We start from the raw sequence: 13,271 nt of genomic DNA, 5'->3' as shown, positions 1-13,271 counted from the left end.
GCAGGTATGTCGTACTATTTTACAAGCCACGATGCTGAGAGGCAATACTGATCGGGCCACATAAGCTCCGAAAGTTTGAACCGATGTATCACCAAATGTCAGTATTCTACTCAAATTTGATAGTTTACTGTGAAGTCAATCATGAAATACTGGAATAGACAATTAATTGATGTGAACTAAGTCCAGACTTATTTTTCTTTTCGAAGTATCATTTATTTTAAAGGTGAGAGACGAAACATAATATTCATCTAAACAATAAAAAATAGATTAAAAATTTTTCGCATAAAAAGCTGCTTGTCTGGTGATCAACCTAATCGGGGTAATTTGATTAAGGATCAACGGATATGACCGAGACAGCATTTATTAATTACATGAATCAATTTGGTAAGCATCAAAAACGTTCTATGTTCGGAGGTATGGGCCTCTTTCAAAATGACGCCATGTTCGCTTTGTTGAGCGAAGGTTGTTTATTTATTAGAGGTGGAAAGTCATTAGATAAAAAACTGACAGATCTTGATTGTGAAAAGTATCGTCATGTAAAAAAACAGACGACAGCAACCGTAAACTATTACGATATTACTGATTTGTTTACATGTGAACACCCTGATTTGGATAGCATTATTCGTACTTCAATCGATAATTCAATTCAGCAACGTAGCTTCAAAAAATCATCAGCTAGCCGTCGATTAAGAGATCTTCCGAACATGCAACTTACACTAGAGCGCATGGTTAAGAAGGCGGGTGTGGATGATGTTTCAATGTTTATGCAGCTAGGCGCACCTGAAGTGTTTAATAAGGTTCGCAAAGCGTACGGCAATGATGTTGACCTAAAACTACTTTGGAAATTTGCGGGTGCAATTGATGGTATCCATTGGAAACTGTTACAAGAACCACGCAAGCAGCAATTATTAAAGAGCTGCCACTAAAGAAGTTGTTCCTATATGCTTAAGATTATTGTTAATAAATAAAAACCGAGGAATATCCTCGGTTTTTTTGTTTCTGTCTTAGCCTTGATTATTGGAAAGCTAAGTGCCCATTGAGAGCAATCTTTTCAAGTATTAGTACTTGAAACGAGCTGTGAACATTAGCTGATCACCGTAGAAGTCGTTGATACGAGCTTCTGCACCTAGAGAAAATAGCTCTGTAGAGTGGAAACGTGCGTAAACAGAACCAGTCCAATCATCATTGTCATCGATTGAAACGTAACCACCTTTACCACCCACTTCTAGTTGTGGACCAAGCCATTGGCGAACACCAACGTTTATTTCCATACCTATATCCGTCGAACTAGAGTTCTCAGGTTGAACGATGCGCGCTAGCATTTCACCTGTTAGATCTGCCCAGTTGTTTAATGGTGCGTGGAAACCAAGACCTACAGCTGAATCGTAATCGCCTTCAAATTCTGAATCGATACGTGCGATAGCGTGAGCATTCGGGTGAATTGACTTACTGAACGCGCCACCAAACGTTACTGGGCTAGCACCGATACGTGCTTCAAAGTAATCGTAGTTAAAGTTGCTCATTACTTGTGGTTGTTCATCAACAGCTAGTGCTTGGCTAGATGCCAGTAGCATAGCGGTAGTAAGTAGAATTTTGCGCATAACGACAGTAAACCTTTATTTGTGTTAATTCCTTTGGTTTGAGATAAATCAGGCAAACCATAAACATTGAGACAGTTTAATCTAACTCACGGAAAAGTAATCCATAAAAATGCCATTCATTTGTCAATTAACTAAAAAATGACCAAATCAAGGGTTACTCTGCAACTGAGATCTCATGTTTTAGATACAATTCATCAAAATGTAAGCGTTAATAAATAAAATCTCAGTGCTATGCTGTGCAAGCTAAAATGCGACTCGCCGAGATTAAATCTCTATTTGACCTAATTTAATCTTTGTTCGCTCAGCTTGAACGGCTATTCCTTGCTTTAATAGCTATCAGAAAAGTTTAGTCTGACCACTTGCTTCTAATCGTCATTACCACCCGTATGGGGCTGGGAGCTATTCGCCAAAACTTGTTCGTTTGTCTGCCATGGCGGTCAGTATGCGCTCGGTATCCAAAATGGAAGTCCAGTTAAGCAATTGCTTGTCGTTGGCAATGACATAATCAGTCAGTTGTTGATTAATCGTGTCTCTCAGTTGGTCGCCTTGCCAAGGTTTTGAAATATAGAAATCCAGCGCAGCGTTGTTAATGGCCGTGACAGTATCTTCAAGTCCAGCTTGTCCGGTAAGCAACAGCTTACGTGTTGGCTTAGTCACGTCGTGTTGGTTGAGTTCTATCAGAAAATCGATCCCTGTTTTGTCCGGCATGATGTGGTCGCATAAAATTAAGGCGAGCTTAATACCATCTTGGCCCATTTCTTTGATTACTTGTTTGGCTTCATCGACCGATTCGGCTCCTTCAACAATAAAGTTTTCTTCAAATGGCGCTAAGTCTTGAAGGACACTGTTGAGAACTTCAGGCTCATCATCGACACATAAAATTAGGTACTTATTCATGAGGTGCTCCTTCTTGTTTGAATGGAAGCCACACTTGCATATTTGTGTAGCTGCCTACCTCTGACTCCACCAAAATAAAACCTTGATGAGCCGAAACGATTTGTTGAGAAATGGATAACCCAATCCCTAAACCAAAGTTGCCTTCTTTTTTGGTCGTGAAATTTGGGTTGAAAATGGTGTTGATGTCTTCTTTGGCAATGCCGTGTCCAGTATCGGAAATTTGCACTACAAGAAACGTGTCGTCGCCTTGAGTTTGTTGGTAGGTAGTAATGGACACTTTCCCTCGCTCAGAAAGGGCATCGAGCGCATTGGAAATGAGGTTGGTCCACACTTGTTGCAGTGAGAGCGACTGGCACAATAAGGGCGGTAGGTCAGTGTCGTAATGCTTTTCGAGTTGGTGATGTTTGAGTCTGTTTTCAAAGATCACTAAGGTATCTTCGAGCCCTTCATGGATATCCGCATAGTGGCGAACTTCTTCATCTTCTCTAGCATAGCTTTTTAGGCTTTTGACCATATCGGCAATACGCTTACTGCACACTTGAATTGAGCGAATAGAGTTTCCCACATAGTGGTAGTGTTCTAAGTCATTGAGCAGCTCTTTGCCTGCTACTGGAGATTCTTTTAATGTGTCTAGCACCGTAGAATCTTGGCTTAGGTTTAGTCTCACTGCCTTTTTTGCTAGAGCTCGGTCATCGATCGTTGAGGTCAGATGTTTTACGAGCTGTCTTTCTTGAGCCGTTGATAGTGGCTTGGCTAATTTTGAATGCGCCAGCACGTCAGTCCCTTTATTGGACTCTGGAACGGATAGGTTTGCCAATATCTGGTCGAGATGTTCTGACAGAGTTTCAATACTTCGTAAGATAGCGGCAATCGGGTTATTTAGCTCATGTGCGACTCCCGCAACAAGTTGACCCAGCATCGCCATTTTCTCTTTCTCAATCAATTGTTGATGTGCGGACTCTAGCGATTCAAGTGTTTGTTGCAGCTTGATCTTATTGGTGATGCTTCGTTGCAAACGGCGATTGAAGTGACGGAGCAGCAGATTAGTAAATAGTGGCAGCAGGGTATTGTTTGAATGCATCACTTGAGCAAAGCTATCTTTATCCAGCTTGATAACGCGTGTTTGCGTTAAGGTTATCGCGGTAGAGAACGAAGGCTCACCAGTCACAAACGACATCCCGCCGACAATGTTTCCCTTAGAGTGACGAACCACTTCTCGCTGTTGCCCAAGTTCATCTTTCTTATAAAGAGCCGCTTCACCCTCAATGATCAGCCATAAAAAACGATTGTCTTCGCCTTCCACAGTGAGCAGATGCTCGGGGGAGTAGTCACGAATGGCCTTAGTTTTGTCATCTTTTGAAAACACATCTTGTAAGGCATTGACGACACGTTCAGCGAGGGCATTATCAGAAAGCTGGTGGTAGTCGTGAATGAACCCCGATTGGAAAGAGTGAATCTTTTGTTCAATGTGCGCTCTGAGTAAGCGCTGTTGATCCAATGCATCACTGTAAGAGAGCAGGTTTTCTGAGTCGTATTGGATAACAAAAGAAGTCAGCTCTTTTTGCGCTGATTTGAATAGAACCTGATCTTGAACCGGTTTGGTTAGGCAGTGATTGAGTCGACCTTCATTCACAGCGGTTAGAATGGATTGAATGTCTGACGAGGCGCTGACTAATATCGTTCTTGCGGTATTACTATGGGGTAGCTGTTCAAGTTCAATAAGAAATTGCACGCCATTAAATTCAGAATGATGATGAGTGATCACCAAGGCAACGGTTTGGTTGTGATCATGGATATCTTCTAATGCGTGATGTGCGTCTTCTATGTTCTCGGCAGTATAAACATCGAATACAGAAGCCAACGGAGCCAGATCCGAACGTATTCTTTCAATGCTAACCGGATTATTGTCTAAACAGATAACAGCGTATTGATTCACAGCTCAACCTTAATAGTAGCGACGCTTCTAGCCTAGCAAGAACCGCCGAATAAGGATGAGAGCTAGCCGTTAATTTATTGAGGCAATCGAAGTATCGAGCAATAGACTGATTTAACTCAATGTTTCTTGTTTGCTACTGATGGGTTAGACTAAAAAAACAGACACGTGTAGAAAGAGAACTCATGGAACAGTTAAGAAAAATTGGCGCAATCGGCGGAGCAATCTCATTGGCACTTTGTTGGCCACTAGCGGTTGGGCAAATTGGACAAAACGCGATTACTGATGGCGTTGCAAAGCTTAACAATTCAAGCATTCAAGCTGAGATCGTGGAATACGATAGAGGTTACCTGTCTTCCAACGTAACCACTCGTCTAACTGTGACGGATGAAAACCTGAAAGAGCAACTTGCGATTGATGGACTGCCGAGTGAATTTGTCATCAATAGTGCCGTTAGCCACGGTTTGGTGAGCCTAAATGCATTGTCGACGTTTGATAATACCGATATTTTGCCTCTAACTCTGACAACTAGCACTGAGCTAAACGGCAACACTGACTTTAACTTCGAGTTAAGCCAGTTTAATCATCAAGGTTCTGATGAGAATGGCACTTCGGTATCGATCACTAAATCGAATCTTTCTGGCCATGCGACTGTTTTAGGGCAAGTTGATTACGAGCTTTCAATCCCTTCAGTTCAAATTGATTTTGAAACCGGTGAAGAGGTAACGCTGTCTAACCTGAAAGGTGTGGGTTCAGGGCAGCAAGCGAAAGGTTACTGGTTAGGTACTCAGAATTTTACTATCGATAGCTTCTTGGTTTCAGATTCTGCAATGCAGCCTTTCATGACCATTGAAAATTCCAAGTACGATTTTGAATCGCATCTAGATGAAGCAACTAAGCGCCTGCGCAGCAACCTTAAGCTGGATATCGCAAATATAGAGACCAATGAAGGCCAGTTGAACAACCTAAACGTCGATTTTGAAGTGTCGAAATTGGATAGTGAATCGTTTGAGAAAATCTTCGAGATTTACCAATCTAATCCTGTGATGACGCAAGAAGACGTTGCACAGATCATTCCATTTATTGATATCCTGTTTGCTAAAGGTTTCGACCTTTCAATGAACAACATGTCACTAGATCTAGGTAAAGGGCAGTTTGAATCTAAGTGGTTGGTGAGCGTACCGGAAGGGACGGAAAACATCAGCAGCAATCCTTCTATGATCATGCCGGCATTAACGGGTAACGTTCACTCTAGCTTCTCAAATGAACTTGTTGAAGAGTATCCATTCATCCGCGAAGGTATCGATGAATTGCTTGTGATGGAAATGATTAAGGAAACAGAAAGTGGTTATGAAATCAGCGCTGACTTAGAAAATGGAAACCTAGTGTTCGAAAATGGACAAGAAATTCCATTAATCGCTCTACTTATGCCGATTTTTGTTCAATAAACAGAGCAAAGGTTAATACTGATAAGGTGATTTAGCGGATTAAGTTTAAACATTTTATACGGTACAAAACAAAAGAGGTCTTAAGACCTCTTTTGTTGTTTTTATGTTGGGTAAAACATGGTATTACTTGCATAGTTATTATTTAGCAGGAGCAATCATCCCCATGGAACTTACATTAGATAACGTATTCAACTTCAGTGCTGGCCCAGCTGCACTGCCTAAACCGGTAATGAAACAAGCGCAAGCGGACTTCATTGATTGGAATGGTTTAGGGACTTCCGTGATGGAAATCAGTCATCGCAGCAAGGAATTTATTCAAGTTGCTGACGAGTCCGAACAGGACCTACGTGATCTTCTGAACATCCCAGACAACTACAAAGTTCTTTTCTGTCAGGGGGGCGCTCGTGCTCAATTCGCTGCTGTTCCTCTAAACCTTTTAGGTGATGCGACCAAAGCGACTTACATCGATGCGGGTTACTGGGCAGAAAGCGCAGTGACTGAAGCGAGCAAATATTGCGAGATCGATGTATTCAACGCGAAGACGTCAATCGATGGTAAAGCGGCTGTTGTTCCGGCTAAAGATTGGAAAATCGACCCAGAAGCGGCGTATGTACACTTCTGTCCGAACGAAACCATCGATGGTATTGAAATTAGCGAGCTTCCTCAAACGGATAAGCCAATCGTTGCGGATATGTCATCTAACATTCTGTCTCGTAAGATCGACGTGTCTCAGTACGGTGTTATCTACGCCGGCGCTCAAAAGAATATTGGTCCTGCGGGTATCTGCATTGCTATCGTTCGTGATGATCTACTCGATCTTGCAAACGATGTGCTACCGAGTATTCTTAACTACAAAGTGCTTGCTGAAAAAGACTCAATGTTCAACACGCCACCAACGTATGCTTGGTACTTATCGGGCCTTGTATTTAAATGGCTGAAAGCTGAAGGTGGTGTTGAAGCAATGGAGCGCGTCAATCAAGAAAAAGCGGCGCTACTTTACAACGCGATTGATGATTCTGCTTTCTACAGAAACGATGTTCACACAGCAAACCGCTCAAGAATGAATGTGCCATTTCAATTGGCGAAACCAGAACTGGATAGCAAGTTCCTTGAGCTAGCTGACGCTGCAGGCCTTAAATCACTTAAAGGTCACCGCGCTGTTGGCGGTATGAGAGCTTCGTTATACAACGCAATGACACTAGAAGGTGTTCAAGCATTGGTGAGCTTTATGAAAGAGTTTGAAGAAAAATACGCTTAGTAAGCGAACTTCAATATTCACAATTCGAAAGAGGAGCTTGATGCTCCTCTTTTTTTATTTCTTTGAAGCGGTAAGCCTGCCTTCTTAGCTTCTAACTAGGCTCTTGTACGACAAGTTATTACAAAGTAGAAAGTAACACTTCACTTGTTTTATTAAGCCCCATCACTGCTCGTATCTCACCATTAGCACTTACACTCTCCGTTGACCATTAACACGAAACTGCTGTGGGGTAACATCAAAATAGGCCTTGAAAGCTTTGATGTATGAAGAGTCGTTCTGATAACCCACTTTGTCGGCAATATTTTGAATTGAGAGTTCTTCATCCAATAAAGACAGCGAGTAAATCAGTCGTATTTGCTGTCGCCATAATTGAAACGACGTATTGAATTCTTTTGAGAATAACCGCGATAACGTGCGCTCTGATGCGCCTACTTTCTTCCCCCATTCACTGAGCGACCAATCTAATGCTGGAATATCTGTAAGCGCTTCAAATATTAGTTTTAAGCGTCTGTCTTCGGGTAATAATAGTTGAAAGGTCTGTACATTACCTTTCATGATTTGGTCATGTAAAACCGCGAGCAAACGTGATACTTCCTCATCACTTTTGTGTCCTTCACACTGCCTTCGGAGCTCTTGTAACAGTTCATTTAAGAACGGCGTGAGCGTAATGGTTCGCACTTGAGGATCATAGGTCGTGCCAAAATCAGGATTGATATAAATGCCGACAAACGTCGTATGACTAAGTGCGATAGATTCATGTGGGATACTGGCAGGAACAAACAAGGCTGAGGTGTGTGGCACAAGGTGTTGGTAGTGTTCGGTTTTGGTTTGCAACAGCCCTTTGATGGGAAAGATAACTTGATGCCATGTGTGCTGATGCATTTTGTCAATATACCCTTTGGGCATGTCGATGGTCTTCACCAATGCAGGTGAATGGAAACTGGTAGCCATCATTTCATTTGAACTCATGACATCGGATTGAGAATCAATTTGGCGGGTTAGCATTGTTAACTGTCCTTACATCCCTACCCTGACACAGGTTCACTAGGCTATCATGTTGGGAAACGTGAATGAAGCCGCGAAAGAAAATGTATGCGATATCAAGTTGGAATATCCAAAGAAAACGGCATGTTTAAGCAAGCGGCAACGTTAATCAAACGATAGATCAAGCGATAAAGTTCAGCAGACAAGTTACGGTTAAAAGGGAAGGGATATGAAAAAGTTAGGCGTAGTGAATAGTGTATTAACAGGCAAGACTGTGGACTTTGCACACGGATCAAAAAGTGCCATTAACAAACAAGTTGTGCCTAGTCGTCAACATGCCACAGAGCTTGGCTTTACAAATGACGAGCAAGGCGATCCTCGTTTCCATGGTGGTATTCAAAAAGCCCTTCATATTTATCCAAGTGAACACTACCCAGCTTGGCAACGCGAGCTAGGCGACAAATCGATTTTCCAAGCTGCAGGCGCATTTGGCGAGAACCTCAGCTCAAGTGGTATAACTGAAGCGTCAATTTGTTTGAAAGATAAGATTCGCATTGGTTCAACAGTGTTGGAAGTCTCACAGGGACGTATGCCTTGTTGGAAGTTGAACGTAAGATTCGAGCAAAATGATATGGCAAGAAGACTGCAAGATACTCTTCGTACTGGTTGGTACTTTCGAGTATTGGAACACGGGAATATTGGAGCTGGTGACGAGATTATTTTGTGCGAAAGACCTTATCCTGACTGGTCTCTAGCTCGAATCATGGGAGCGGTCTTCACTGGTTGTCTCGACAAAAGAGAGTTAAGCCAATTAGCTGATTTGCCGTTAGTTGAATCCTGGGGAAAGCTTGTTGAACGACGTTTGGAAACGGGTGAGGTTGAAGATTGGGAAATGCGATTAGTTGGGCCAACATTGGTCAACTAATTCAATAGCACCAAATGAGATGAATGCCGCTTTTGCGGTATTTTTTTTTGCCTAGGCAATACTTAAGGGTATGATATGTTGTCACGTTGTCCTATTTCTTCATGGTTTTTTGCTATATAACGTATCGCCAAAAAATAACAACTAGCAAGTGATCGCGTAATGATGAGGTTGGTTTGTGTTCGAATAATTAAGTTTGACCCTGATGTTTTTTTACCTATTGGAGTGATGTGTGAGACTACTGAGTATCTTGCCGGCGTTTTTTCCGATGTTTACTTGTGCCTCTACACTCGAAATATGGGCGGGTATCAACTATGAAACCGCCGACTATGTCAAAGAACATATTGAGTCGATGACCGAGCATTACGTTGAAATTCGCCCATTCAACGTCAACAGTATTCGTTCAGAGCTTCTTGTTGCAGATCCTAGGGATAATATCTTCCCAGATGCTATTTGGGTGCCTTCCGATTTCCTAGGGTTAAGTGAATATATCGATCTTGCTACCCTCCCTGAAAATTGGGTTAATACCTCACGCTATGAGAAGAAAGCGCTTGATGCAGTGCTTATCGACGGTGAGCTTAAAGCGCTGCCTGTTGGTATTGGTAATCAGATAGTGTTGTATTCAAATAAACCACAATCTCAAGTCATTACTTGGGAGTCGTTAATCCAACGTTCTGCAGATACGAAGCAGGTAAGCCTTCTTTTCCCTAATCCAAATATGTACTTCTATTTGGCATTTTATCAGCTATTTTCAAAAAATTTGCTTTCAGCGCAGAATGTCAATGGCAAAGGTTTGGTCTCGGTTTTTGAGTTTATCGAGATGCTTGAAAAGACAAATACTATTGAACGATCTTGTGATGAAGTATGCGCTAGGCAGCAATTCATTAATGGTGAAGTTGAGTTTCTAATTGATGGAGATTGGGCGTTTAGTGAACTTGATTCGGCTTTTGGTGAGGCTTTACACGTGAATTCATTGCCGACGTATCAAGGAAGATCTATGTCCTCTTTTAGTGGCGCGAAAGTGTTCGCTATCACCAAAAAAGGTATGGAAAATCCAGAGAAAAGAGAGGCATTGAAGGAGGTGGTTGAATACTTACAATCGAATCGCTTCACCTACTTAGCTCACTCAAATGCAATGATCTCTCCATTTTACGAAGTGAATCAACGTCGAGTAAAAGAGGGGAATCACACCTTTTCCAATATGTACGATGAGTTTCAGTCGTCGCAAATGATGTCGAGTGATTACCGAATGGCGATTGTATGGGAAGCGTCTGCAAGGGCATATGAGCGATTCAAGTCAGGTATGCCAAAGGGAGAGTTGCATAAGTTCTATGATGAATTCGTGCTCTATTACTCGGCGACGATGAGGTCCGGCAATTGAAACTTTCTCTAAAGTACACCATGGGGTTAGTACTACTTGCTTGTTCATTGCTTCCTGTTTATGTCGCTGGACAGCTTATATTGAATCAACAAAGCCAAAGCTCTCTAGAGCAAAAAGAAATCAAGTTGGCCAATTCGACTATCGGTATTGAGCAAACGGTATTTGACAAAGTTAATCTCATCGCAAGCCTTACACAATGGTATTCGCAGGATCGCTCTTTGATTAAGGCGGGAGGGAATATCTTTTTCTCGAGCGTAGTCTGGGACAAGATGGATAGTTTTAATTCGTTGGCTGATAGCGTGTCAGCCACGTACATACTGGATCGTTACTGGAAACCTATTTATGACAGCAAGGGCAGTTTGTATCACTTTGAGAAAAGTCAGTTACTCGAAGATTTGAAGCAGCCGCTTTTAACCTATAAGCAAGGAAAGCTGTTTCACACTGAATTTACTGAACCTGAGTTAGTGGATGATGCCAGTGCAGGCATTGCGTTTGTTGCTCCCATTTTGCCTTATCGGCTTATTGAAGGTTCTAGTTATACACCGCAAGGTTATTTGGTTGTACTGATGGGTTACGACCGGTTGGAGTCCAAAGTCACCCCCTTCCTATATGAGAATGAGTCGGTCGAGTTTAATCACGTTCCTCACTCTGGTTTAGAACGCACTAGCGTCGAACGCACTAATGCAGAGAACACTGCGTCTGAAACGAAGCTCGTTTCAATAGGCAACGACTTGTTTTCAGCACCTTTAAGGCTCTCGATAAAACATAATGTTTCTGACAGTGCTCGATTGTTAGAAATGCAGCAATCAGAGGCGGTGTTTGTCAAAATTCTATTCGCAACATTAGCCATTGCTATTGTGTGTGCTCTGCTTTTAAGTCGTTTGTTCTCACAACAGTTGAACTTGCTAACAGAGTCGGTTGGGTCATATTCGAGTAATAAGTTGCCTAATCATAAACTAGAAGAGCATCGTTTTACGGAATTCTTCACTCTCAGCAGTTTATTAGGAAAAATGTGGGCTCGAATACAGCATCAACTCAGTGAATTAACGGTACGAAATGAGCAGTTAATTTCTGCTAACTATCAGATCGCCGAGAGTAATAACAAGCTAGAAAATTTCAATATACAGTTAGAGAAAACGGTAGAAGAGAAAACCAGCAGCCTAGCGTATTCATTAGCCCGTGAAGAATCACATAAGCATCGAATTCTCAAGATTGTTCAGTTTGCTTCGATGAGAAAAAGTGTTGAATATCGCCTAATTCCAGAGCTGGTTAATGTACAACTTGTATCGATATTGCCTAACTGTTGTATGCAGTTCAGTTTTAGTGATAAGCCCGAGAGCAGCAAAGCGCTATTGGATTCTAAAGCGCTGTTGGGTTCTAAAGTGCTCTTGGATTCTAAAGTATTGGTGGATTCTAAAGGCGCCACTATTGGCTACTTTGTTTCTAAAGAGTTTGATCGTCTGAGCGAAGAAGACGTATTAATTTTCGATTTGTACCAAAAACAGTTAGCCGGTTGGATAGAGCTAGAAAACATCACTCGAGTTAACATGCAGACAGGCTGCTATAACCGAAAAGCGTTTAACGAAGATTTTGAGTTTAGTAAGCGGTGTGTCGTCAACAACCGAGATACACTGTCTTTATTTATTATTGATATCAACGGATTGAAAAATACGAATGACGTCTACGGGCATGAGGTCGGAGATCAGTTGATACAGTGTAGTGTGGAAGTTATTCGTAAGCGACTGGATAGTATGAGTAATTTGTACCGTTTAGGAGGAGACGAGTTTGGGATCCTCACTTTAAGCGGTCACGGTCAAGATCTTCAAAGTGCAGGTTCATTGGTGCAGTGTCTGTATGCGGACCAAGAAGGACAAGTTATTGAAGCTAAAGCTGGTATCTCTATTCCGGTTCGATTTTCTATCGGGTCTTCGTGCAGCGAATCTACCGATCTCGATAATCTGTTCGCTGTCGCCGATGAGGATATGTATAAACAGAAACGCCATTATTATCAGTCTTTGCTTTCGACAGACAAATAACAATGAATAGAGAAAGAGGAGCATGATGCACCTCTTTTTTCATATATCTAACTCTATATTGCTCTTCTGCCACCGATTCGCCATGTAGCAGCCACTACAGCCAGAAATCCTTTAAAGGCATGTCATCGCTGTAGTGATGAGCAATCTGCGCTTGGAGTAGCTCTGCGGTTGCAATGGCATCCACTAGTGCGTGGTGTGGCGTGTAGTCCGGTAAGTGGTATCGACGACGACTTTGCCCAAGTCTTACTGATGCCGGCTTCTTGCCTTTGAGTTTATTCCACAAGCCACCGGCCAATTTATGCTGAATTTGAGATTCTATTTCTAGTGTATCTAATACTGGAAACTCAATGCCTTCGCCTAGCCTTACTTTTAACGCGTTGTCCAAGAAATCACGCTCAATTCGACGGTAATGAACAACTGGAATGTGGCCTGCCATTGCCCCCAAAATATCTTCAAGCACTTCATTTAAATCTGGAGCATCAATAATGTCATTGTGAGTAATGCCATGGATGACGACTGATTCTTCTTCTAGTTTTTGTTTAGGCCTAAGTGTCCAGTGTCTTGCCTGTCGTAGATAAATACGATTGAGCGTAAACGGGACTAACCCAATGGTAATGATGCCATCTTTAACAGGGTTTAAGCCTGTGGTTTCAAAGTCCACTGCTAAAAAGGTCACTTCAGAAAGTGGTGTATCTGGAGCCGGAAGTGGCTCACTATAAAATTTCTGCAAACGCTCATCTTTTGAACGCTCTAGCTTTTGCGCAAACTTAAAAGGCCAGTCCACCGCAGGAGTTCTAAATAATTTACTCAT

Annotated in this window: 11 protein-coding genes; 6 read left to right on the top strand and 5 right to left on the bottom strand. The window is 42.1% G+C overall.

The features are described 5' to 3' along the window. Positions 1-344: 344 nt before the first annotated feature. Entirely contained in the window at positions 345-926 is a 582-nt protein-coding gene (locus L8S15_RS00570) for a TfoX/Sxy family DNA transformation protein (protein WP_010441453.1), read from the top strand. Positions 927-1,058: 132 nt separating this feature from the next. On the opposite strand, the gene L8S15_RS00565 is transcribed toward L8S15_RS00570, so the two are convergent. The 3 genes from L8S15_RS00565 to L8S15_RS00555 form a co-directional block, all read right to left on the bottom strand. Beyond that, on the bottom strand, positions 1,059-1,601 hold the full coding sequence (locus L8S15_RS00565; protein WP_004734692.1) for a hypothetical protein: 543 nt from the start codon (positions 1,599-1,601) through the stop codon (positions 1,059-1,061). 399 nt (positions 1,602-2,000) lie between these two features. Further along, positions 2,001-2,498 (bottom strand): response regulator, encoded by a 498-nt coding sequence (locus L8S15_RS00560; RefSeq protein WP_280571896.1) that lies wholly within the window; start codon positions 2,496-2,498, stop codon positions 2,001-2,003. Next, positions 2,491-4,434, bottom strand: coding sequence for an ATP-binding protein (locus L8S15_RS00555; RefSeq protein WP_280571895.1), 1,944 nt, complete (start codon positions 4,432-4,434; stop codon positions 2,491-2,493). The genes L8S15_RS00560 and L8S15_RS00555 overlap by 8 nt, the downstream gene beginning before the upstream one ends. Before the next feature lie 182 nt (positions 4,435-4,616). Between L8S15_RS00555 and L8S15_RS00550 the strand changes: the two genes are divergently transcribed. Beyond that, positions 4,617-5,879 (top strand): DUF945 family protein, encoded by a 1,263-nt coding sequence (locus L8S15_RS00550; RefSeq protein ID WP_280571894.1) that lies wholly within the window; start codon positions 4,617-4,619, stop codon positions 5,877-5,879. 163 nt (positions 5,880-6,042) lie between these two features. Further along, positions 6,043-7,137, top strand: a complete 1,095-nt coding sequence (gene serC / locus L8S15_RS00545; RefSeq protein ID WP_280571893.1) for a 3-phosphoserine/phosphohydroxythreonine transaminase — start codon at positions 6,043-6,045, stop codon at positions 7,135-7,137. A gap of 189 nt (positions 7,138-7,326) precedes the next feature. Here the strand turns inward: serC and L8S15_RS00540 are convergent, their stop codons facing one another. Continuing rightward, on the bottom strand, positions 7,327-8,142 hold the full coding sequence (locus L8S15_RS00540; protein WP_065100301.1) for a helix-turn-helix transcriptional regulator: 816 nt from the start codon (positions 8,140-8,142) through the stop codon (positions 7,327-7,329). A gap of 208 nt (positions 8,143-8,350) precedes the next feature. On the opposite strand from L8S15_RS00540, the gene L8S15_RS00535 reads away from it, so the two are divergent. The 3 genes from L8S15_RS00535 (at position 8,351) to L8S15_RS00525 (ending at position 12,460) form a co-directional block, all read left to right on the top strand. Continuing rightward, positions 8,351-9,046, top strand: a complete 696-nt coding sequence (locus L8S15_RS00535) for an MOSC domain-containing protein (protein WP_010441442.1) — start codon at positions 8,351-8,353, stop codon at positions 9,044-9,046. Positions 9,047-9,275: 229 nt separating this feature from the next. Then, entirely contained in the window at positions 9,276-10,424 is a 1,149-nt protein-coding gene (locus L8S15_RS00530) for an extracellular solute-binding protein (RefSeq protein WP_016767240.1), read from the top strand. Positions 10,425-10,444: 20 nt separating this feature from the next. Beyond that, the gene (locus L8S15_RS00525; RefSeq protein WP_010441438.1) at positions 10,445-12,460 is read left to right on the top strand and encodes a diguanylate cyclase; all 2,016 of its coding nucleotides are present in this window, start codon (positions 10,445-10,447) and stop codon (positions 12,458-12,460) included. A gap of 94 nt (positions 12,461-12,554) precedes the next feature. Here L8S15_RS00525 and L8S15_RS00520 read toward each other — a convergent pair whose 3' ends face one another. Beyond that, positions 12,555-13,271, bottom strand: a complete 717-nt coding sequence (locus tag L8S15_RS00520) for a 3'-5' exonuclease (protein ID WP_010441437.1) — start codon at positions 13,269-13,271, stop codon at positions 12,555-12,557.

The organism is Vibrio sp. S/42/10 (assembly GCF_029890535.1).
GTDB lineage: Bacteria > Pseudomonadota > Gammaproteobacteria > Enterobacterales > Vibrionaceae > Vibrio > Vibrio cyclitrophicus.
Note: the sequence above shows the minus strand (reverse complement) of the source record. Positions and strands in the feature narration are given on the sequence as shown.